Below are 19,280 nucleotides of genomic sequence, written 5' to 3'. Positions count from 1 at the left end.
GCGCGGTTCTCCGTGTCGGGAGGTTCACCGCCTCGCGCCAGGGGGAAGCCCCCACCATGGTTCACCCGACGGACGACTACTACCCGCGCACCACCCTCGCCGAGGACCTGCTGCTCCTCTCCGCGTTCCCGGGCGACGGGCGGATCCGCCAGCCCAGCCAGTTCCGGCTGGCCCTGGCCGGCGCCACCCTCGCCGACCTGCTGGCAGCCGGGGCCGTCGTCCTGGACCGCAACCGCCTGGTCCTGGTCCACCGGGGTCCCCTCGGCCACCCCGCCCTGGACGCCGCCGTCACCACCCTCGCCGGCTACGCCGCCCCGCCGCGCGGAGCGCGGGTGCGCGGCTGCGTCAGCCGGCTCGGACGACGGGGCGCCGGACCGTACCTGCAGCCGCTGGTGGAACGCGGATTCGCGCAGCGCCGGGTCTGGAAGCTGCTCGGGCTCATCCCGATCACCCAGTACGTCCTCACCCCCGACCAGGGCGCGCCCGCCCGCAAGGCGCGACGCGAGTCGCCCTCGTCGCCGACGCCGTCGACAACCCCCAGGCGCCGCCCCGCTCACTCCAACTCGCCGCCCTCGCCCACGCCGTGACCCTCACCACCCGCCTGTATCCCGGCCCCGTCGCCAACCGCCAGGCCCGCCACCGCCTCACCGCCCTCACCCGCCAGGACCCCATCGCCTCCGCCGTCCACGCCGCGGTCCGCGCCGCCAGAGACGCCCAGACCGGCGCCGGCTGACCCCCAACCCGGGGTGGTCGGAAGCACCCGCGCAGGTCAGGTAGTATTTCTGCTGTGCCCAGGCGGCAGCGCAAGCAGCAGCCGAACGCACACAGAACAAGCGCCGCTAGCTCAGTTGGTTAGAGCAGCTGACTCTTAATCAGCGGGTCCGGGGTTCGAGTCCCTGGCGGCGCACCGTGAAAGTCAGTTCGACCAGGGCCCCCTCGCTTCGGCGAGGGGGCCCTGGTCGTGCAGCGCTGTACCAGGGCCTGCGGGCCGTCACCGGCGGTGGCTACTTGCCGCCCTTCGTCAGCGCCTCCACGAAGGTGCCGGGCTGGGCGGCGCGGCGGTCGTCGTAGATCGGCACCGAGGTCGTCCAGTTCGACACGATCGCGGAGCCGTCCATCCCGGGCAGGGAGGTGTCGAGCTCGGTCGGGACGAAGGCGTGGGCGCTGCCGTGGACCACGCTGGTGACGGGGGTGAAGATCACCCTGAAGGTGGCCAGGCCGTTGTGCGCCAGGGTGAAGGTCTTGCCCGGCTCGGCGCCCTTGTGGCCGAGCACCCACTTCGCCCCCGTCTGGGGGTAGAGGGTGACCTGAGGGAACCCGCCGATGCGGCAGGGGCTGCCGGTGTTGCGGATGTGGATGCTCACCGATCCGGTGGAGTCCTCCCCCTGCCCGGTGGGCATGCCGGTGTCGCCGATCTTCAGGCTGAGCTGGTCCCCGACGCAGGCGGTGACGGGCGCGGCGGTGCTCGGGGAACCGGTCGCGGCGGGAGGCGTGGTGGTGGCAGCCGACGCACTGGGCGTGGCGGCCGTGGTCGACGCCTGCGCGGAAGCGCCGGCGCTCCTGGTCCCCGCGGCATTCGCGGAGGCGTCAGGCGTGCAGGCGGCGGCGCCCAGCACGGTGGCGGCCAGTGCGCCGATCGCCACCAGCCTTTTTCCTTCGTGGACGGCTCGGATACTCATGGTCGGATCCCCCTTGTCGGCGCGCGGTTCTCGCCGCTCTATGACGCAGGAGCGAGATCCACTTCTTTCCGAATTCTTACTACTCTCATGTACTACCCTTCATGATGACGGACGGTATACGGCCCGTGACGGTTCCCCCGAGGACCTCGGGGGCCAGCGGATCGTCCCGTAGTTGGATCAGACGGGCACGGGCGGCCGGGGTGTCCTGAAGCAGCGGGGCTGCGGCGCACTGAACCGAGGGTTCGCAGTCGTCGAGCCCTTCCATGGCGGAGAGTGCGGCCGTCTCCGGGGCGCAGCCGCTCAGACCGGCGAGAATCGCCTCCCTGGCGGAAGAGTGCTCGGTTGCTTCCCACAGGTGCATCAGCGGTTCGGCTGCCGCGGTGACGCGCAGGCGGCCGAGGCCTCGGGCGGGTACCTCGGCCGACACCGCGCTGTGGGGGTTGGTGGCAGCCCGGCTGGCGGACCCGCGGCTCGGCGTCGGCAGTCCGCTGGCGGGTTCGCGGACCGTGATCGACTACTCGGGTCCGAACATCGCGAAGGAGATGCACGTCGGGCATCTGCGGACGACCGTGATCGGGGACTGCCTGGTACGGGTGGTGTCGTTCCTGGGCGGCGACGTGGTGCGGCAGAACCACTTGGGCGACTGGGGCACCCAGTTCGGCATGCTGATCCAGTACCTCGACGAGCACCCCGAGGCTCCCTGGCGGAGCAGCGACCCGGCTGTCGCGGACGCGGGCGACCAGGTGTCGGCGCTGGACGGGCTGTATCGGGCGGCACGGCGTGCGTTCGACGCCGATGCCGGGTTCGTGGAGCGGGCCCGGCAACGGGTGGTGGCGCTGCAGGCCGGCGACGAGGCGACGCTGGCGGTGTGGCGGGAGCTGGTGGCGGTGTCGTCGGCCGCGTTCCAGCAGCTCTACGACCGGCTCGGGGTGTTGCTCACGCCGGAGGACTCGGCCGGTGAGTCGACCTACAACCGCTACCTGGACGAGGTGACCGAGGCACTGGTGGCGGCGGGGATCGCGGTGGAGAGCGATGGCGCGCTGTGCGTGTTCTTCGACGACATCACCGGCCCGGACGGGGAGCCGGTGCCGCTGATCGTGCGCAAGCAGGACGGCGGCTACGGCTACGCCGCCACGGACCTGGCGAACCTGCGGCACCGGGTCGACACCCTCAAGGCCGACCGGATCCTCTATGTGGTCGACGCCCGGCAGGCCCTGCACTTCCGGATGGTCTTCGCGACCGCCCGGCGGGCCGGCTGGCTGACCGAGCAGGTGGACGCCGTCCACGTCCCCTTCGGTACGGTCATGGGCCCCGGGGGCACGCCGTTCAAGACCCGTGCGGGCGGCACCGTGCGGTTGTCGGAACTGCTGGACGCCGCCGTGGACGCGGCCAGGGCGGCGATGGCGGACAAGCCGCACGACCTGGCCCCGGCGGAGCTGGAGCGGGTGGTCCAGGCGGCCGGAATCGGCGCGGTCAAGTACGCCGACCTGTCCACCTCGCGGGCGAAGAACTACATCTTCGACATCGACCAGATGGTCTCGCTGCAGGGCAACACCGGTGTCTACATGCAGTACGCCCATGCCCGGGTGCGCACCATCCTCAGCAAGGCGCCGGAGGGTGCGCACGGCCAGGCGGTCGACACCTCGCAGCCGCTGCACCCGGCCGAGCGGGCGCTGATCCTGCTGCTGGACGGCTTCGGCGCCACCGTCGTCGAGGTGGCCCAGGAGTCGGAACCGCACCGGTTGTGCGGTTACCTCTTCGCACTGGCGAAGGCGTTCACCGACTTCTACGGGGCCTGCCCGGTCCTCAAGGCCGGCACACCCGCGCTGCGGGCCAACCGACTCGCCCTGTGCCGACTGACCGGCGACACCCTCGCCCAGGGCCTGGACCTGCTCGGCCTCAACGCCCCCGAGCGCATGTAGGCGCTGACGGCTGCTTCGGTTGTGCTGTCACCGGCGCATGGCATGATCCCGCGCATGGATCTCGCCCTTGTCTTCGCCGGTCTCGACCAGATTCCCTGGGCCGAGTTGGACCACGCCTACGGCAGCGCCGCCGACGTGCCCGCATGCCTGCGCGCGCTCGCCGGTCCGGACGAGGAGGCCGCGGCGCAGGCGGAGCAGGAGCTGTGGAGCAGCATCGTGCACCAGGGCTCCGTCTACGAGGCGACCGCGTATGCGGTGCCGTATCTGGCCCGGCTGGCGGCAGCCGGTGTGCGGCGTGCGGATCTCCTCGGACTGCTGGGCGCGATCGCCGAGAGTGCGGACGAGCGCGGTGTCACCGTGCCGGGAGCCCCGCGTACGGCGGTGACGGAGCAACTTCCGCTGCTGGTGCCGTTGTTGGCGGATGGCGAACCCGCGGTCCGGCAGTGCGCGCTGTGGGCGGTGGCCCAGTGCCGACCGGCCCCCGGCACCCCCGCGCTGGAGGCGTTGGCGGAGCGTTGGCGGGCGGAGACCGACCAGGTGGTGCGCGCGGACCTGCTCACGGCACGAGTGCTGGTCGACCCGGTCGCCGCCGCGGACCTGGCCGTCGCCGGACTGTCGGCGCAGGAGCCCGCCCCGGTACGCGTCGCGGCGATCCTGGCCGGTTTGGACACGGGCCGGCCGTGGGACGGTGAACTGGCCGCCCTGGTGCTGGACTTGATGCCGCTGGAGCAACACACGAAAGGCAGCACCTGGGAGCGGGAGGCGCTGCAGTACCTGGTGGAGCGCCTCTGCGAGCGCGAGGAGACCGACGCTGCCATCGCCCTGGTCGACGCGGCCCTGCGACGCGGCGTCGCCGGTCACGTGCAATCGGCCGATGCGGAGGCGGTGACGTCCATGTCGGGGGAGGCGGCATGGGCTGCGGACGAGTTGGCGCGGCGTTCCCGCTCGGCGCCGGCCCGACTGCTGCCCGCGATGCTGCTCCTGCTGGAGCACGAGGAGACGGCCGACCATGCGATCGAAGCCGTCCGCGCGTGGGCGCATCCCGTCCCCGAGGCGATACCGGCGCTGATCCGGCTCGCGGCCCGCGAGGGGGATCCCGGTGATCGGGCCCTGGCCGCGCTGGTGTCCCTGGGTGCGCCCGAGGCGGCCGACCTCCTTGCGGACCGCCTTGCCGACAGACCCCGGTCGCTGCGCGTGGCGTGCGGTTCGCCCCTCAGCCAACCGGCCCCGACGCTCCCGTGCACACCCGCGCTGCTGGGCGCGATTCGCCGTCGCCTGCCTGATCCGACCCTCAGCGGCAACGAGCCGGGTCAACTCGCCCTGCTGTTGGCCGGTTGGGGTCCTGCGGCGCGGGGTGCGTTGCCCGAACTCCTGGCTCTGCTGCCCCACCACCCGCTGCCGGTGTCGCGGGCGCTGGCCGTGATCGCCGATCCGGTTGCGGACGGGGAGGTCATCGCCGGGATACGCGCGTTCGCCGAGGCGGGCGGTGAAAGCGGCGCCGAGGCGGGGAGACTGGCGGCCGCGACCGCTCTGCACACCCTCATCGGCGACGCTGAACCGTTACTGGCCTCGCTGGCGGCCGTACTGAGTGGGCCGGCCACGTGCGGCCTGCACACCATCCAGGCCATCGGCGCCCTCGGTGACCAGGCACGGCCTCTGCTGCCGGCCTTGCGCGCCATCCTGGGCGAGCCCCCGCAGGCTCGTGCGACCACACCGCAACTCGATGCCGCGGTCGAGGCCGCCGCCATCGTCTGGAAGCTGACCGGCGATCAGGACGTCGCGCTGCCGGTCGTGCTGGAGGGGCTGGCCGAAGGGGCCGACCTGTGGGGGCGTTGGAGCGCGATCCGCGCCGCCAACGTCGCCGCGCTCCTTGGCCCGGCTGCCCTCCCTGTGGCTCATCAATTGGTCAAGATGCTTGACCGTTCCGGGCAGGCATGGGCCGCCGCGCGGGCGCTCATCGCTCTGCATCCCGACGACGACGCCCCGGCAGGCATCAGCCGCGCGGAACTCATCGACCACATCCTCGACGGCGCACTCCCTGGCGCGAGCGCCAATACGGCCATGGCCGCCATCGAGGCCCTGGCCGGCCTCAGTCCCGCCACCGTCACATCGGCCCAGCTGGTACGCCTCCGCACCCTGGCGGACGGCGACCAGAGGATCATCGGCTCCGGAATCCAGGACCGCCTCATTCACGACGACGAACGCCTCCGCGCCGCCACCCGCACCCTCGTACACGCACTCACGCCCCGGTAGGGGCCCGCGAACATGAGGGCCGGGATGGGGCCCCGGCCCCCGAAGAGTGGGCTGTCCGCCGGCTACAGCCGGTCCAGATCCTGGTCGAGCCAGCTCGAGACACGCTGGTAGAGGGCGACGTGCCGGGCCCAGGCCGGATCGGCGAAGACGATGACGCGGGCGTCCTCGATGGTGTGGTCATGTGCCCCCAGGAGTTCCCGGGTGATCACGATCGCGGCGAGGATGGGCAGGCAGTCGGCCCGCATGGTCGTCTGCAAGGCACGCATGCTCGTGTCATGCAGCAACGGTCGGTAGCTGACGATCCGCGGGGCGAGCCAGCGGACGTGTCGCGCGTATCCGCTCTCGCCGGGGGTTCCGATGTCCCGGAAGGTCGGTTCGAGGGCGGTGCTGAGGCGGTCGACGAAGTCGGCGGCGGTCCCGGTCCCGGTGAGGTCGGGGTACTCCTTGCTGAAATGCTTCCATTCCGCGTCCGCGGGCAGTGCGGAGATCCGCTGGTGATCGACCGGGAGGGTGCCCTGGTCCGGAACCGCGTCCAGGAAGGCCTCGCGCAGCACCTCGAAGCGCAACAGCGTGTGTTCCGCCAGCAGGACGGCGTCGTACAGGTCCTTGCCCTGCGGATAGGTGTCGGTCAGCAGCCACATCAGCTTCCAGGCGAGCGACAGTTCGGCCGTGGCCGCGTTCAGCAGCGCCGCGGAGTCGCCGTGGGCGGCGGGGACGAGGAGCGGCTCCGGGGCGACGGGCAGGCGCTCGTTGAACACAAAGTCGAGTTGGACGATCCCGCCCGGCAGGTCCGCGGCGGTCCACGGCAGGATCAGCCGTCGGCCGGGCACCCGCTCATACGTCCAGATGTCCTCGCTCACCGCCTCGGCGGCGTCGAACTGGACCCCCGGACCGCTGCTCCACCCAGCGGACTCCGCCGCCTGGGCGATGCCGGTGAGCATGTCGTCGGTGCGCTGCTCCTCGATCCGCCAGGACGCCGGCACGACCACGAAGTCCAGATCCCCCGGCTCCCGTGCGGCGTCACCGAACCAGGCCCGCAGCAGGACGCTGCCGCGCAGCACCAGCGCGTCCGCCCAGGGCGAGTTCGCAATCGCGGCCAGGACGAGGTCCATCGCAGAACGGCGTGCCGCGTACCAGGCCCGGCCGATCCGCTCGTCGGCGAACCGGGGGTCCGCCGCGCGGTACGCGTTGGCGTGCTGCTTGAGGGCCGGCTCGAAGATGGCCGGCTGCACGACACCCGGGTCCTGCACCGGGCGCAGCGTGGCCGGCAGGTGCAACTGGGCCCGGAGCTCATTGTCCAGCGGTGCCTGCGGAATCACGCCGGGTTGCCAACCGAAGCCCTTCCAGGGATCAGTCACCGGGCACCCTCCTTCGCTATCCAGCCGTCGTCGATTGCCGTGTTGCTGTCGTGGACCACGAACTCCCGCTCCAATGAGATGAGTTGATGGCCCGCGCCGCGCAGTCCGGCGATCAGGGCCTCCAGCCGCGCGCCAGCCCCGACCAGGCCCGTTTGATGGCAGCGCTGGGTGACGAACCGCTCCTGGCGGCCGTCGGACGCGATTCTCCGGGCGTTCCAGGACAGGTGTGCCTGATGGGGGACGACGAGGTCGGCCAGGGTGTCGAGGTCGCTGTCGACGGGCAGCAGGAGTTTGATGTGATGCTCGAAGTACTGCTCCGGGCCGAGGAGTTCGGCCTGGGCGTCGTCCTGTGGGACGCCGTCGGCCCACGGCGAGGCTTCGATCTTGACCCGGACGGGCTTGAAGCCGGCCGCGTCGAGTGCCTCGACCAGGCCGTCGGCGGCCCGGTGCTGCTCCTCCACGGTGCCCGCGCCGGTGACCGTGAGCATGGGCTGTGACGGCTGCCTGCCCCGGGCGAGCACGATGTGGGTGACCTTCGCCCCCACGGTCGCCGCCCAGGCATCGAGGCGGGACACCATGTCGTCCGTGCAGTGCACGGTGACATGGGTCTCGAACGCCCCGATGAACCCGGTGGTCAATGGCGGGTGGTCAGTGGTCAGTGCCGGTGGCTTCCAGGACGAAGACCGGGATCGCGCGCTCGGTCTTCAGCTGGTAGTCGGCGTAGTCGGGGTAGGCAGCGACCGCGCGCTCCCACCACAGGGTCTTCTCGTCCCCGTGGACCTCGCGGGCCTTCATGTCCTGGCGCACCGGGCCGTCCTGGAGTTCCACCCGGGGGTCGGCCACCAGGTTGTGGTACCAGACCGGGTGCTTGGGGGCGCCGCCCTGGGAGGCGACCACCGCGTACGCGCCGCCGTGCTCCACCCGCATCAGCGGGGTCTTGCGGATCCGGCCGCTCTTGGCGCCGATGGTGGTCAGGAGGATCACCGGCAGATCCCGCAGGGTCGTCCCCTCCGTCCCGCCGGAGCTTTCGTACAGCTCGACCTGGTCGCGCACCCACTGCGTCGGACTCGGCTCGTACTCACCCTGAAGAGGCATGTTGGCCCCATCCCATCCATCGCTGTCCGGAACATCGTTGGCTACCGGCCCAGCGTAGTCACACCAGACGCGACCGCGGCGCCCGGACGCGTCCGCGCGCTGGGCCGATCGGCGGGTACCGCGTGTGCGGACCGGGGGTGTATGCCCTTCGCTGCCAGCATGGGACCGTCCCGAACGGCCCTCAAACGAACGAAGGAGCGACATGCGTGCCATGCCGCATGCGTCCGCGCTGCGTGCCGTCCTGGCGGCGGCGCTGGCCCTGGTCCTGACCCCGCTGCTGTCGGTCCCAGTGCCATCGGCGGCCGCCGCCGCCCAGGCCAGGACCGCCCAGGCCAGGACCGCCAACGTCAGGGCCGCTCCGGCCCGGAAGCAGACCCTGGTCTTCGACGACGAGTTCGGGTCGCAGCGCTGGGGCCGCCGCGGCGCCGTGTGGTCGGACCGGACCACCGCCTACCCCGACGGCTTCAGCGACCTCGCCGGCGCCAAGCTCGACCAGGTCCAACCGGCCGCGATGAAGACCAGTGGCGGCCTGCTGCATGTCACGGCAACGGCCAGGACCGCCCTCGGCCCGTGGCGGACCGGCCTGTTGACCACGGAGCCGTGGAACCAGGGCGCCGCGGGCGGCAACGGTTTCGAGCTCAGGACCGGTGACTACGCCGTGGTCCGGATGAAGCTCCCCGGCCGCCTGGACGGCGGCGGCCACGGCGCCTGGCCCGGGGTGTGGACCTGGCGTGACGGCAGCGAGGTCGACATCATGGAATGGCACAGCGAGACCCCGGACATCATCGAATTCGCGAACCACGCCCGCAGCGTGGGTACCCACGCCTTCCCGCACTCCCCACTGGTGGGCTTCGGCCGGTGGATCACGGTCGCCGTACGCTTCGGCGCCACCGACGTCAGCTGGTACCTCGGGAACGACACCCACCCCCTGAAGCTGCTCTACCACGACCGTTCCGGGGTCGGCGCAGGCTGGCACGCCTATCTGATCGCCAACCTCAGCGTGTCCGACCAACCGGGCCGGGTCCCGGTCGGCACCCACCCCATCACCATGGCCATCGACAAGATCCAGGTCTATCGATGACACAGTGCGACCAGCGGCACAGCGCTATGTCACAGCACGGCACATAGCGCACCGTTTCTCCTCATAAATCACACCTGGGTCATCTGTTCGATCATGTACTCGCCAGTTTAAAGTGCAGAGACACTCCTGGGCGGCAGCCCAAGCCCCCTGGCCCGGAAGTCCCCATGAACTACTGCCCCACCTGTCGACGCCATCTCAACGGCGCTCTGAACTGCCCCGGTTGCGGACGCCCCGTCGAGGGCCCGGTCACCGCGGCGGCGGAGGACTCCGACGGCCAGGCAGCCCTGCTGGGCGTGGCCTCCGGGTCCGAGGACGCCACGCCGCCCGCCGGAATCCGCCGTTCGGTGGCCGGCGGACGACCGTCGGGGGAGAACCGCAGTTCCCGGCGCGACCGGAAGCTGCTCGCACTGATCGCGGTGGTGGTCGCTGTCGCGATCGCGGGGGGCGGCGCGTTCGCGTTGCACTCCTCCGGGACCGACCCCAGCGCCGATCTGCGGACCGGCCACGTCGGCTCGGCCGGGAGCAGCGCCCCGGATCCTTCCGGCACCACGTCCGGTGACGGGACCGGCAACGGCGCCGACCCCGTGGATTCGGCCTCGGTCGGACCCACCGCGTCGGCCTCGCAGTCGAGCAGCGCCAGCGCGAGCGCCAGCACCACCAGTACCGCTTCCTCGTCCCGCTCGGCGACGGCCACGAGGAGGGCGAGCGCGCCCGCCTCGCCGTCCACCCCGGTCGGCAAGCCGACGGCGACCCACTCGTCCGCCGCCCCCACGCACTCGCCGACACCCACGCCGACTTGCACGGCGCAGATCCTGTGGTGGTGCAGTTAGGTCGCTGAGAGGTCGCTGAGGGGGTGCTGTTCGGTCGCCCGAGGGGGCCGGGTAGTTTTCTCGCTCATGCGACAAAATGCGATGGCGGGCCGGTTCAGCAGGACCCTGGCGGCGGGCGCCGCCCTGTTCGGGGTTCTCGGTGGGACGCTGGCCGGCGCCACCTCCGCCTCGGCCGCGGGTGAGCCGGGGGAACGCTGCCCCAAGGGTGCGGTCTGCCTCTTCTCGGGTGCCGACGGCACGGGAACGATGACCGTCTACCACAGCAGCCACAGCGATCTCGGCACGGTCGGCAGCCGCGCCAGGTCCTGGGCCAACCGGAGTTCCTCGTACGTCAGCTTCTTTCCCGGTGCGCACTACTCGGTTCCCAAGGGCGCCAAGTACGGGCGGGTGGGCAGTGAACCTGCGGACAAGGCAGGCAACTACGCCTGGGGCGACACCTCGTACGTCACCGGTATGACCGGCCACGTGGGCTCGGTGCGGGTGGCGCCGACCAGCCACGAAGCCGACACCGGCCGGCAGTACATCGCCTGGTACGTACCGGAGCTGATCGACTCCCAGACCCCGCACGCCTTCGGTTCCTTCCTCGGCAACGGGTACAGCCAGCTGCTGATGCGCTCGGTCGAGGGGAACCTGTGGCTGTTGGGCGCCTCCGACACGGCGAAGAACCTCGGCGGCGGCTGGAACGGCATGACGGCGCTGGTGCGGCACGGTGACTTCACCGGCGACGGACGTGAGGACGTCATCGCCCGCGACGCCAAGGGGAACCTCTGGGTCTACCCGGGCAATGCCCAGGGCACGCTGAGCGGACGGCGTGCGCTGGGTGCCGGCTGGAACACGATGACGGCCCTGGTCGGCATCGGGGACCTCACCGGCGACGGCCGCAACGACCTGGTGGCCCGTGACGCCAAGGGGAAGCTTTGGGTGTACCCGGGCAACTCCAAGGGCACGCTGAGCGGACGGCGCGCGCTGGGCGCCGGCTGGAACACGATGACCGCCCTGGTCGGAGCGGGTGACCTCAACAGTGACGGCCGCCCGGACCTGGTGGCCCGCGACGCCAAGGGGAAGCTGTGGTTGTACCCCGGCACCTCCAAGGGCGTCCTCGGTACGCGCCACCTGATCACCAGCGGCGTCAGCCAGGCCGCCAAGCTCTTCGCGATCGGCGACGCGGACGGGGACGGCCACAACGACCTCTACGCCGCGAGTGCGCCGATGCTGGACCTGTTCTCCGGGAACGGCAAGGGCCTGCTGCCGCACAGCAAGGACTTCTGGGACCAGTACATGGCGATCGACTCGCGCGAGCTGTACTTCTGACCGACCGGGGCGCGGACCGGTCGGTCAGCCCCTGGGCGGTTGCGGAGGGGGACATTCCTTAACGGCGTCGTAAGTGGGCTCTACCGCAGTCTGAGCAGGCGGATTCCCGGGGTTTTCCGGGGTGACCGGCCGGTAGCGTCGGCGACGGCCGGGTCGAAGGGCCGGCGGCGGTCCTCAGCCAGGACGGCGTCGCCGCTGGTTCATCCCCCACACGACCCGGCCTCCAGATCAGCGCAGACCGCACCGGAGGCAACCCGTATGACGTCACACTCCCGCTCCCGTACAAGCACCGCCGGCGGATCGCGTCGTCGGCGCTCCCGCCGCGGAACTGTCATCGGGGCCTCGGCGGTCGCGGCGGCACTGGTCGGCGGCACCGTCGTGGCGCTCGCCTCGAGCGCCAGCGCGGCCACGGTCGGCGCGGTGTACTCCACCACCAGCGACTGGGGCAACGGCTACAGCGGGCAGTACGACATCGGCAACGACAGCGGATCGACCGTCTCCGGCTGGAAGCTGACCTTCGACCTGCCGGCCGGCGCGACCATCGGCTCGCTCTGGAACGCGACCTTCACCGCGAGCGGTTCGCACATCACGGTCACCCCGGCGAACTGGGACAGCACCCTCGCCACGGGTCAGCACGCCGTCGTGGGCTTCGTGGTGGCCGGCTCGGGTGCTCCCACCGGCTGCACCATCAACGGCGCCAGCTGCTCCACCGGCAGCGCGCCGACGCCGAGCGGGCAGCCGACCACCTCGGCCCCGGCCACCCCGTCGACCGCCCCCTCGGCCTCGCCGACCAAGTCCACCAGCCCGAAGCCGACGCCCAGCGCCACCACCCCGGTGACGCCGACCCCCACGCCGACCACCGGCACCGGCACCGGCAGCGGCAGTTCCGCGACCAGCGGCTTCTCCCCGTACGTCGACACCTCGCTCTACCCGGCGTTCGACACCGTCGCGGCGGGCAAGGCCGGTGGGGCCAAGAGCTACAACCTCGCCTTCGTCACCGCCGGAGCCTCCTGCACCCCGGCCTGGGGCGGCGTCAGCCCGATCGACAGCACCGGCGTCCCCGGCCAGATCGCCCAGCTCCGGGCGGCCGGCGGCGACGTCCGGGTGTCCTTCGGCGGGGCGAACGGGACCGAACTGGCCGAGTCCTGCAGCTCGGCGAGCACCCTGGCGGCGGCGTACCAGAAGGTGATCGACGCCTACGGTCTGACCAAGATCGACTTTGATGTCGAGGGCGGCGCGACCACCGACACGGCCGGGATCACCCGCCGCAACCAGGCGATAGCCCAGCTCCAGGCCACCGCCAAGGCCAAGGGCAAGGCGCTGGAGGTCTCCTACACCCTGCCGGTGCTGCCGTCGGGCCTGGTCCAGTCCGGCACCGACCTGCTGCAGAACGCCAAGTCCAACGGCGTCTCGGTGGCGGCCGTCAACATCATGGCGATGGACTACGGCGACGGCGCCGCCCCCAGCCCCAGCGGCCGGATGGGCACCTATGCCATCGACGCGGCCACGGCCACCCAGGCCCAGGTCAAGAGCATCTTCGGGCTCTCCGACGCGGACGCCTGGAAGCATGTCGCGGTCACCCCGATGATCGGCGTCAACGACACCAACACCGAGGTGTTCACGGTCGCCGACGCCAAGCAGCTCGCCACCTTCGCCAGCAGCAAGCACCTGGCCTGGCTGTCGATGTGGTCCGCGACCCGTGACCAGCAGTGCTCGGGCGGGGCGCAGGCCTGGGCCGACGCGAGCTGCAGCAGCATCGCGCAGTCCAGGTACGACTTCGCCAAGGCCTTCGGCGCCTTCATCGGCTAGGGGTAGAGCACTGTCGGCGGCGTCACCCGTTCGGCGCGCCGCCGTTGCCGAACCCCCGCGCCGCGTACACGCTGAGGTCAGCGCTCCAGCCGTGAGGCGGCCAGCGCGTCCCACAGCCGGGTGACCTCTTCCCCCCGGCAACGAGAGCCCCCGGGTCCGACCACCGGGGGCTCTCGTGCGTCCCGGGATGCCGGGGCCGGGACGCGGCCGTAGCGTGGAGGAACGATCCTTCGTCCGAGGGGAGTGGTCCGCATGTCCGCGCACTTCGAGGTCTACGAGGACAAGGTGCACATGTGGCGCTTCCGGCTGAAGGCGGCCAACGGGGAGATCGTCGCCAGCGGCGACAGCTACCCGACCCGCTCCGGTGCGGAGAAGGGCTGCGAAGCGGTGAAGCGGGCCGCGGCCGAGGCCGACGTCAAGGTGGCCGACTGAGAGGAGGGGCCGATGGAGTTCACCTTTGCCGTCGCCCGTGGCGGTGACGAGGAGTGGGTGCTGCGGCTGGACCCGATGGGCCCCGGCCGTCCGGTCATGGAACTCACCTTCCCCAGCCGGCCCGACTGCGAGCAGGCCATCCTGATGATCAGGGAGGCGCCGGTGCGGTACATCCGCACCACGCCGCCGTCCGTCCAGGGCAGTGCCCGGTCGGAGCCGCCTGTCAGTCCCCCGTCGTAGCGTTGGTTGTGCGCACCCGGGCCGTCAGGCAACGACAGGCAGAGCGCGACAGTGGGGGCCGGTCCCGACACACGGGGGCCGGCCTCACCTCTGTCCGAGCGTTCCTCAACTCAGGGCGGTAGCAGCATGGTTGATTCCGAGATCGGCCCCGTCGCAGCCAGCCGCAGCATCTGGGCGGTGTGGCCGGACGGCCGCGGCTCCACCTTTTCGGTGCAACTCGGCACCCCGTTCCACGACGCCGGGATGGCCGCCTGGGCCTGCCCGTGCCGGATCGAGGGCCTCGACGATTCCAGGGTCTACCGGATGTTCGGCGTCGACTCGCTGCAGGCCCTGGTCATCGCCACCGACATGCTGCGGCGGCAACTGACCGCCGCCGCCGAGGAGCACGGGCTGACCTTCACCTGGGGGGACGGCGGGGAGTCGCTGGCGCTGGCCGACATCCTCTGGTGACCCGGCCGGACCACCGCTTCGGCGGGGCGGCGGGGCGGGCCGGCAGAGCGGCGGGGGCGGCAGGGCTGGTTGGGTGCAGCGGGGGTGTCACCGGGGGCGGGGGTGTGCACGCGTTTGAGTGAACCGGCTGGGCTCGGTTGACGCTCGGACCGCGTCGGTGCCGCGCAGGCGGCGTAGTCGTCATACCAGTCATCCCTGCGGCTGAATTTACGACGTATACGCCCGATGTCCCCGGGATGGGGACCCTCGGCGGGCAGTGTCGTGAGCGGCGACCCGGGCGGGGCACGGCTCGGATCGTCCGCTTCCGGGGCATCCCACGCCCCGGCGGGTGCAGGCAGCGCGTGCTCGAGTTCGTGAAACCGAGGGATATCCGTTCTATGCGCAAGCTCATCACGTCCGCGGTCCTGGCCGCGGCCACCGTTCCGCTCCTGCTGGTCGGTGCGGGCGCGGCCAGCGCCCACTCGCAGTACCAGGGTCAGTTCTCCGCCTCGGCCGGCGCCGAGGGCGCCTCGACCGAGGGCACCTTCAGCGCCGAGCACAGCTGGGACCACGGCGGCTGGGGCTGGGACCGCTGGGAGGGCCACCACGGCTGGTACGAGGGCCCGTCCTACCTGCAGACCTGCGCCCATGCCGGCCGCGACGGCGCCTCCTCGGGCCTGACCGCCAGTGGCGTCGGCGTCACCGGTCACGACTACTACCTGCACAGCGAGCAGAACGCGGACCGCGACGGGGCCTCCTCGTCCACCACCGCCTCGCGCTCCTGACCGGAGGGTGAGCCCGCGTCCCGTCGGCGGCCGTTCGGCGCCGACGGGACGCGTCCGGTGTGGTCCAGGTCATGACGGGGGCGGTCGGAGGGGGTGGGATCGAAGATCATCAGTGACGGACGGATGGTTGCCGCTGACCGTGTGTCGACCGTGTGGGGCAGCTCACTCGAGTGGAAAGTGGTCTAGACCACAAAGATCACCTCTGGCGGGGTGGTTCGGTGCCCGCAGGGGTCGGAAAGGGTGCTGGATACCGCCGGTAACGGTGCTCTGAGCTGGGACTTTGCTGGGATCGTTGATGTCCGGGGGTTTGTTGCCTACGGTCGAAGACGTGCACTGAGCACCTCCCGGGTTCGCCCGCTTTCGCTTGTTGTCTCCGCCTCCACCTGTCCGGTAGGCGGTCAGCAGCGGGCCCCGGGGACGGCCACCGGCCGTCCTCCTGTCACGTCGCGGCGTACCTGTAGCGCGCCTCCTGCGCGCCGACGCCGACGCCGTGCTGACCCCGGGACCTGTCGAAAGGACTCCATGAACTTCCGTCACGCCACCGCCACCACCGCTGCCACCGCCACCACCAGGAAGAACCGCCTGCGGGCGGCCCTGGCCGTCGGCGTGGTCGCCGCCGTCCCGGTGGTCGGCCTGGTCAGCGCGACCGGCGCCTCGGCCGCGGACTCCTCCACCTGGGACAAGGTCGCCAGCTGCGAGAGCACCAACAACTGGTCCGCCAACACCGGCAACGGCTTCTACGGCGGCCTGCAGTTCACCCCCTCCACCTGGGCCGCCTTCGGCGGCACCACCTACGCCGCCTCCGCGGACCAGGCCAGCCAGGGCCAGCAGATCGCCGTCGCCGAGAACGTCCTGGCCGCCCAGGGCCCCGGCGCCTGGCCCGTCTGCGGCCCCGAGGCCGGCCTCACCGCCGGCGGCACCCCCGCCACCGTCGACACCACCCCCAGCGCCCCGGCCACCACCAGCACCAGCGACGACACCGCCCCGGCCGCGGCGAGCACCCCCAGCACCGACACCAGCACCAGCACCAGCACCGAGAGCGCCCCCGCGGCCACCGGTGCCGGCAGCTACACGGTCCAGTCCGGCGACACCCTGGGCTCCATCGCCGCCGCCCACGGCACCGACTGGCAGTCCCTGTACAGCGCCAACCAGAGCGTGATCGGCGCCGACGCCGACACCATCTACCCCGGCCAGACCCTCACCATCGGCTGACCTCGGCCCTCAAGCCCACAGCACTGCGGCGCGGCAACCCCTGACCGGGGACTGCCGCGCCGCAGTGGTGCTGCCTATCGGTTCACGGCCATTCGTCCGGGCCTCCGCCGCGCCACTCGACGATCGAGGGGTCCAGTTCCACCCACTCGGTCAGGCCGGCCATCTTCATCAGCTGGTCGACGTCCGAGCGGGACTCGGCAATGGCGATCACGTTCCTGCCGATCTGGACGCGGCGCCCGGTTCCGTCCGGGCCGCGCTCCGGGCCGAGGATGATGACGAGGGGTTCGAGGGTGTCGTCCATGTCTCCAGCCTGCGATGTTTACCGGGGCGGCGCGAGCCCCCGGGCGAGTCAGGACCCCAGTCGGCCTGCGATTCTCGTCCGAATGGGGACGGGACGGCCGGTGCCGGGGGAACGACTCGGACTGATCGTCCACTCGGAGTGCCGTGTCCTGGTGCGGTGGCGTTCGATGCCCGGTAGCGTGGACACCAGTAGCAGTCGTGGTTCCCGAGTTCGTCTCGCCCGTGATCGCGATCACGGGCTTTTTGCTGTCCGGGGTCCTTCGCCGCCGAGCCGTGCCGGGAGCATGGCGTCCGCACCATGCGGATGCTGGAGCGGCTGTGCGCATCAAGGAGAACAGCATGGCCAGCGGTACCGTGAAGTGGTTCAACGCCGAAAAGGGCTTCGGTTTCATCGAGCAGGACGGTGGCGGCGCCGACGTCTTCGCCCACTACTCGAACATCAACGCCCAGGGCTTCCGTGAGCTGCTCGAAGGCCAGAAGGTGACCTTCGACGTGACTCAGGGGCAGAAGGGCCCGCAGGCGGAGAACATCGTTCCGGCCTGATCCTTCCTGAAGTCGAGGCCCCGTCCGCAGCCCGCAGCTGTGGACGGGGCCTCTTCCTTTTGGCCCGGCCCGGGGTGCCAGCACGCGGGCAGCAGCTGATCATGGAGGTATGAACACTCCGAGTGCGGTCAAGGTGAAGGTCTGGGTGCGGAGCGAAATCGGCCCGGAGCATGTCGTCACGCAGGCCTACGACCAGGCCGGGCACAAGGTCGGCGCGGAGGAGTTCGTGCAGTTTCGGCGCGAGCTCGTCGAGATCGCCAAGCGGTACAACGTGGCCCTGGACGCGTTCGACTTTGAGGACGACAGCGCCGCCGTGATCGACAGCCACCCGGACCCGCTGATGTAGGGAACGGGCCGCGGCGCGGGATGGAGGCCCCCGGGCGCTGGCTGCCGGGTGGGGGTTCGTAGGATGACCGACCATGAACATCACGGGGGAACAGCCATGGAGCAGGACGGTGCGGAAGGCCGCGGTCGGTCTGGTGGCGGTGGCGGTCTCGTCCGCGCTGCTGACCGGGTGCGGGCACGGCTCGACGACGGTCTCGGCCGACGGCGCGGGGCCGACCGGGCCGGCCGTCGCCACTGACCCGAGTGCCGCGGCGACCGGCGCGGCGGTGTCGCCGAGCGGCTCGCCCAGTGCCTCGGCCTCGCCGAGCGCCAAGAAGTCCGCGCACCCCTCGGCCACGCGGAGCAAGGCCGCGCCCCGCAAGTCGTCGGCGGCCGCCAAGCGGATCGCCGCTGTGCCGCCGCCCAAGAAGAAGGCCGGTCCGGTCGCGCCGCAGCCTCCGGTGACCGCCCCGGGCACCCCGCCGCTGCAGAGCTCCTGCAAGCCGAGCTACACCGGGACCAACGCCGCCCGCGCCGACGTCGGCGCTGCTCTGGCCAACGCGGCCGGGCAGTCCAGGACGCTCTCGCTGAGCCTGGGCGGCACGGACCAGCTCCCGCCGCTGCCGGCGAGCCTGGTGCGGGCGATCGGCTGGCAGGAGAGCGGCTGGCAGTCGGCGATCCTGGCCTGCGACGGCGGCATCGGCACGATGCAGATCATGCCCGCGACGGCGACCTGGATGAACGGCAAGTTCGGCGGCGGCGCCGACGTGCACACCCTGGCCGGGAACACCCAGCTCGGGGCCGAGCTGCTGGACGAACTCGTCGCCTACTACGGGGACTCCGACTTCGGCGGCGACTACAACCTCGCCCCTGACCCGACGACCGGCGACAACCCCCTGCTCGACCTGGTGATCTCCGCCTACAACGCCGGTGCGGGCAACGTGCACTACGTCACCAGCACGGACCCGGCCACCGGCGCGACGATCGGGAAGACGGTGATCCCGAACCCGGGCTATGTGTCCACCGTCAAGGCGCTGATGTCCAACTGCCCCTGCCTGAACGGCTGAACGGCTGAGTGGCCGCCATGGCGGTGAAGCGGTGAAGCGGTACATCCTCACCGGGACTCCCGGGGCCGGGAAGACCACGGTCCTCGGCTGCCTGGAGCGGCTGGGGTACGGCGCGGTGGAGGAGGCGGCCACCGCGGTCATCGCCCGGGGGCAGGCGCGGGGCGAGGCCGAGCCGTGGACCGGGGAGTCGTTCGTCGAGGACATCGTCCGGTTGCAGCGCCGACGGCAGCTGGACGCGGCGGCGGCGATGACGGCGTTGGGCGGGGCTGGGGACGTCCAGTTCTACGACCGGTCGCCGGTCTGCACGCATGCGTTGAGCGTCTATCTGGGACGGCCCCTCGGAGCAGTGCTCACAAACGAGATCGAACGGATCGTCAGCGAGCAGGTCTATCAGCCGAGGGTGTTCTTCCTGCGCAACCTGGGGTTCTGCGAACCCACCGCGGCCCGGCGGATCAGCTTCGAGGAGTCGCTGGTGTTCGAGCGGATCCACGAGCAGAGCTACCGCTCCTTCGGGTTCGAGCTGATCGACATCCCGGCCGGGGAGCCCGCCGAGCGGGCCGCCGCGATTGTCAGTGCCGGACTCTAGGGTTCTGGTCATAGAGGACTGAAG

The 19,280-nt window shown here is 71.4% G+C and carries 23 protein-coding genes and 1 tRNA gene; 18 read left to right on the top strand and 6 right to left on the bottom strand.

The features are described from left to right. Positions 1–56 precede the first annotated feature (56 nt). The 3 genes from ACXKR8_RS18180 to ACXKR8_RS18170 all read left to right on the top strand — a co-directional run bounded on the left by ACXKR8_RS18180 (position 57) and on the right by ACXKR8_RS18170 (position 907). Positions 57–587, top strand: coding sequence for a GOLPH3/VPS74 family protein (locus ACXKR8_RS18180; protein WP_462100575.1), 531 nt, complete (start codon positions 57–59; stop codon positions 585–587). Next, positions 584–733 (top strand): hypothetical protein, encoded by a 150-nt coding sequence (locus ACXKR8_RS18175; RefSeq protein WP_462100574.1) that lies wholly within the window; start codon positions 584–586, stop codon positions 731–733. Before ACXKR8_RS18180 ends, ACXKR8_RS18175 begins: the two co-directional genes overlap by 4 nt. 100 nt (positions 734–833) lie before the next feature. After that, a tRNA-Lys gene (locus ACXKR8_RS18170) sits at positions 834–907 on the top strand. 97 nt (positions 908–1,004) lie between these two features. On the opposite strand, the gene ACXKR8_RS18165 is transcribed toward ACXKR8_RS18170, so the two are convergent. Further along, the gene (locus ACXKR8_RS18165) at positions 1,005–1,679 is read right to left on the bottom strand and encodes a hypothetical protein (RefSeq protein WP_458273956.1); all 675 of its coding nucleotides are present in this window, start codon (positions 1,677–1,679) and stop codon (positions 1,005–1,007) included. A gap of 85 nt (positions 1,680–1,764) precedes the next feature. Beyond that, positions 1,765–2,106 (bottom strand): hypothetical protein, encoded by a 342-nt coding sequence (locus tag ACXKR8_RS18160; RefSeq protein ID WP_462100573.1) that lies wholly within the window; start codon positions 2,104–2,106, stop codon positions 1,765–1,767. Positions 2,107–2,122: 16 nt separating this feature from the next. Between ACXKR8_RS18160 and argS the strand changes: the two genes are divergently transcribed. Beyond that, positions 2,123–3,601 (top strand): arginine--tRNA ligase, encoded by a 1,479-nt coding sequence (gene argS, locus ACXKR8_RS18155; protein ID WP_458273955.1) that lies wholly within the window; start codon positions 2,123–2,125, stop codon positions 3,599–3,601. A gap of 42 nt (positions 3,602–3,643) precedes the next feature. Continuing rightward, positions 3,644–5,854 (top strand): hypothetical protein, encoded by a 2,211-nt coding sequence (locus tag ACXKR8_RS18150; RefSeq protein ID WP_462100572.1) that lies wholly within the window; start codon positions 3,644–3,646, stop codon positions 5,852–5,854. Positions 5,855–5,916: 62 nt separating this feature from the next. Here ACXKR8_RS18150 and ACXKR8_RS18145 read toward each other — a convergent pair whose 3' ends face one another. From ACXKR8_RS18145 to ACXKR8_RS18135, 3 genes are read right to left on the bottom strand one after another with little or no spacing between them, the layout of a single operon-like run. Continuing rightward, positions 5,917–7,212, bottom strand: coding sequence for a nucleotidyl transferase AbiEii/AbiGii toxin family protein (locus ACXKR8_RS18145; RefSeq protein WP_458273953.1), 1,296 nt, complete (start codon positions 7,210–7,212; stop codon positions 5,917–5,919). After that, positions 7,209–7,850: a hypothetical protein gene (locus ACXKR8_RS18140; protein ID WP_458273952.1), complete on the bottom strand. Its 642-nt coding sequence runs from the start codon at positions 7,848–7,850 to the stop codon at positions 7,209–7,211. The genes ACXKR8_RS18145 and ACXKR8_RS18140 overlap by 4 nt, the downstream gene beginning before the upstream one ends. Before the next feature lie 10 nt (positions 7,851–7,860). Next, entirely contained in the window at positions 7,861–8,307 is a 447-nt protein-coding gene (locus ACXKR8_RS18135) for a nitroreductase family deazaflavin-dependent oxidoreductase (protein ID WP_458273951.1), read from the bottom strand. Between the two features lie 202 nt (positions 8,308–8,509). Between ACXKR8_RS18135 and ACXKR8_RS18130 the strand changes: the two genes are divergently transcribed. The 9 genes from ACXKR8_RS18130 to ACXKR8_RS18090 all read left to right on the top strand — a co-directional run bounded on the left by ACXKR8_RS18130 (position 8,510) and on the right by ACXKR8_RS18090 (position 16,436). Beyond that, the gene (locus tag ACXKR8_RS18130) at positions 8,510–9,388 is read left to right on the top strand and encodes a LamG domain-containing protein (RefSeq protein WP_458273950.1); all 879 of its coding nucleotides are present in this window, start codon (positions 8,510–8,512) and stop codon (positions 9,386–9,388) included. Between the two features lie 164 nt (positions 9,389–9,552). Further along, entirely contained in the window at positions 9,553–10,218 is a 666-nt protein-coding gene (locus tag ACXKR8_RS18125) for an SCO2400 family protein (RefSeq protein WP_458273949.1), read from the top strand. Positions 10,219–10,284: 66 nt separating this feature from the next. Then, positions 10,285–11,529 carry an FG-GAP-like repeat-containing protein gene (locus ACXKR8_RS18120; protein ID WP_458273948.1) on the top strand — a complete coding sequence of 415 codons (1,245 nt, stop codon included), beginning with the start codon at positions 10,285–10,287 and terminating at the stop codon, positions 11,527–11,529. Between the two features lie 258 nt (positions 11,530–11,787). Further along, positions 11,788–13,338: a cellulose binding domain-containing protein gene (locus tag ACXKR8_RS18115; RefSeq protein ID WP_458273947.1), complete on the top strand. Its 1,551-nt coding sequence runs from the start codon at positions 11,788–11,790 to the stop codon at positions 13,336–13,338. Between the two features lie 252 nt (positions 13,339–13,590). Continuing rightward, positions 13,591–13,770 carry a YegP family protein gene (locus tag ACXKR8_RS18110; RefSeq protein ID WP_458273946.1) on the top strand — a complete coding sequence of 60 codons (180 nt, stop codon included), beginning with the start codon at positions 13,591–13,593 and terminating at the stop codon, positions 13,768–13,770. 12 nt (positions 13,771–13,782) lie between these two features. After that, positions 13,783–14,010 (top strand): hypothetical protein, encoded by a 228-nt coding sequence (locus tag ACXKR8_RS18105; protein WP_458273945.1) that lies wholly within the window; start codon positions 13,783–13,785, stop codon positions 14,008–14,010. Between the two features lie 126 nt (positions 14,011–14,136). Then, positions 14,137–14,460 (top strand): DUF6968 family protein, encoded by a 324-nt coding sequence (locus ACXKR8_RS18100; protein ID WP_458273944.1) that lies wholly within the window; start codon positions 14,137–14,139, stop codon positions 14,458–14,460. Positions 14,461–14,837: 377 nt separating this feature from the next. Further along, a complete protein-coding gene (locus tag ACXKR8_RS18095; protein ID WP_458273943.1) occupies positions 14,838–15,224 on the top strand; it encodes a hypothetical protein in 387 nt (128 codons plus the stop codon). A 522-nt stretch (positions 15,225–15,746) separates the two neighbouring features. Next, positions 15,747–16,436 (top strand): LysM peptidoglycan-binding domain-containing protein, encoded by a 690-nt coding sequence (locus ACXKR8_RS18090; RefSeq protein WP_458273942.1) that lies wholly within the window; start codon positions 15,747–15,749, stop codon positions 16,434–16,436. Between the two features lie 82 nt (positions 16,437–16,518). On the opposite strand, the gene ACXKR8_RS18085 is transcribed toward ACXKR8_RS18090, so the two are convergent. After that, positions 16,519–16,737 carry a hypothetical protein gene (locus ACXKR8_RS18085; protein ID WP_458273941.1) on the bottom strand — a complete coding sequence of 73 codons (219 nt, stop codon included), beginning with the start codon at positions 16,735–16,737 and terminating at the stop codon, positions 16,519–16,521. Positions 16,738–17,075: 338 nt separating this feature from the next. Here ACXKR8_RS18085 and ACXKR8_RS18080 point away from each other — a divergent pair, with 338 nt between their 5' ends. The 4 genes from ACXKR8_RS18080 (at position 17,076) to ACXKR8_RS18065 (ending at position 19,256) form a co-directional block, all read left to right on the top strand. Continuing rightward, positions 17,076–17,279, top strand: coding sequence for a cold-shock protein (locus tag ACXKR8_RS18080; protein ID WP_380505530.1), 204 nt, complete (start codon positions 17,076–17,078; stop codon positions 17,277–17,279). 109 nt (positions 17,280–17,388) lie between these two features. Further along, positions 17,389–17,625, top strand: a complete 237-nt coding sequence (locus tag ACXKR8_RS18075; RefSeq protein WP_458273940.1) for a hypothetical protein — start codon at positions 17,389–17,391, stop codon at positions 17,623–17,625. 73 nt (positions 17,626–17,698) lie between these two features. Then, a complete protein-coding gene (locus ACXKR8_RS18070; RefSeq protein WP_458273939.1) occupies positions 17,699–18,670 on the top strand; it encodes a transglycosylase SLT domain-containing protein in 972 nt (323 codons plus the stop codon). A 31-nt stretch (positions 18,671–18,701) separates the two neighbouring features. Then, positions 18,702–19,256 carry an ATP/GTP-binding protein gene (locus ACXKR8_RS18065; protein ID WP_458273938.1) on the top strand — a complete coding sequence of 185 codons (555 nt, stop codon included), beginning with the start codon at positions 18,702–18,704 and terminating at the stop codon, positions 19,254–19,256. Positions 19,257–19,280 lie beyond the last annotated feature (24 nt).

It is taken from the genome of Streptacidiphilus sp. PAMC 29251 (genome assembly GCF_054208735.2).
Note: the sequence above shows the minus strand (reverse complement) of the source record. Positions and strands in the feature narration are given on the sequence as shown.

Excerpts from the sequence above, each read along its gene's own strand:
- ACXKR8_RS18100 (WP_458273944.1), top strand. The coding sequence starts at position 14,137 with ATGGTTGATTCCGAGATCGGCCCCGTCGCAGCCAGCCGCAGCATCTGG.
- ACXKR8_RS18130 (WP_458273950.1), top strand. The coding sequence starts at position 8,510 with ATGCGTGCCATGCCGCATGCGTCCGCGCTGCGTGCCGTCCTGGCGGCG.
- ACXKR8_RS18085 (WP_458273941.1), bottom strand. The coding sequence starts at position 16,737 with ATGGACGACACCCTCGAACCCCTCGTCATCATCCTCGGCCCGGAGCGC.
- ACXKR8_RS18115 (WP_458273947.1), top strand. The coding sequence starts at position 11,788 with ATGACGTCACACTCCCGCTCCCGTACAAGCACCGCCGGCGGATCGCGT.
- ACXKR8_RS18125 (WP_458273949.1), top strand. The coding sequence starts at position 9,553 with ATGAACTACTGCCCCACCTGTCGACGCCATCTCAACGGCGCTCTGAAC.
- ACXKR8_RS18110 (WP_458273946.1), top strand. The coding sequence starts at position 13,591 with ATGTCCGCGCACTTCGAGGTCTACGAGGACAAGGTGCACATGTGGCGC.
- ACXKR8_RS18135 (WP_458273951.1), bottom strand. The coding sequence starts at position 8,307 with ATGCCTCTTCAGGGTGAGTACGAGCCGAGTCCGACGCAGTGGGTGCGC.
- ACXKR8_RS18180 (WP_462100575.1), top strand. The coding sequence starts at position 57 with ATGGTTCACCCGACGGACGACTACTACCCGCGCACCACCCTCGCCGAG.
- ACXKR8_RS18150 (WP_462100572.1), top strand. The coding sequence starts at position 3,644 with ATGATCCCGCGCATGGATCTCGCCCTTGTCTTCGCCGGTCTCGACCAG.
- ACXKR8_RS18105 (WP_458273945.1), top strand. The coding sequence starts at position 13,783 with ATGGAGTTCACCTTTGCCGTCGCCCGTGGCGGTGACGAGGAGTGGGTG.
- ACXKR8_RS18165 (WP_458273956.1), bottom strand. The coding sequence starts at position 1,679 with ATGAGTATCCGAGCCGTCCACGAAGGAAAAAGGCTGGTGGCGATCGGC.
- ACXKR8_RS18095 (WP_458273943.1), top strand. The coding sequence starts at position 14,838 with ATGCGCAAGCTCATCACGTCCGCGGTCCTGGCCGCGGCCACCGTTCCG.
- ACXKR8_RS18075 (WP_458273940.1), top strand. The coding sequence starts at position 17,389 with ATGAACACTCCGAGTGCGGTCAAGGTGAAGGTCTGGGTGCGGAGCGAA.
- ACXKR8_RS18120 (WP_458273948.1), top strand. The coding sequence starts at position 10,285 with ATGCGACAAAATGCGATGGCGGGCCGGTTCAGCAGGACCCTGGCGGCG.
- ACXKR8_RS18080 (WP_380505530.1), top strand. The coding sequence starts at position 17,076 with ATGGCCAGCGGTACCGTGAAGTGGTTCAACGCCGAAAAGGGCTTCGGT.
- ACXKR8_RS18090 (WP_458273942.1), top strand. The coding sequence starts at position 15,747 with ATGAACTTCCGTCACGCCACCGCCACCACCGCTGCCACCGCCACCACC.
- ACXKR8_RS18070 (WP_458273939.1), top strand. The coding sequence starts at position 17,699 with ATGAACATCACGGGGGAACAGCCATGGAGCAGGACGGTGCGGAAGGCC.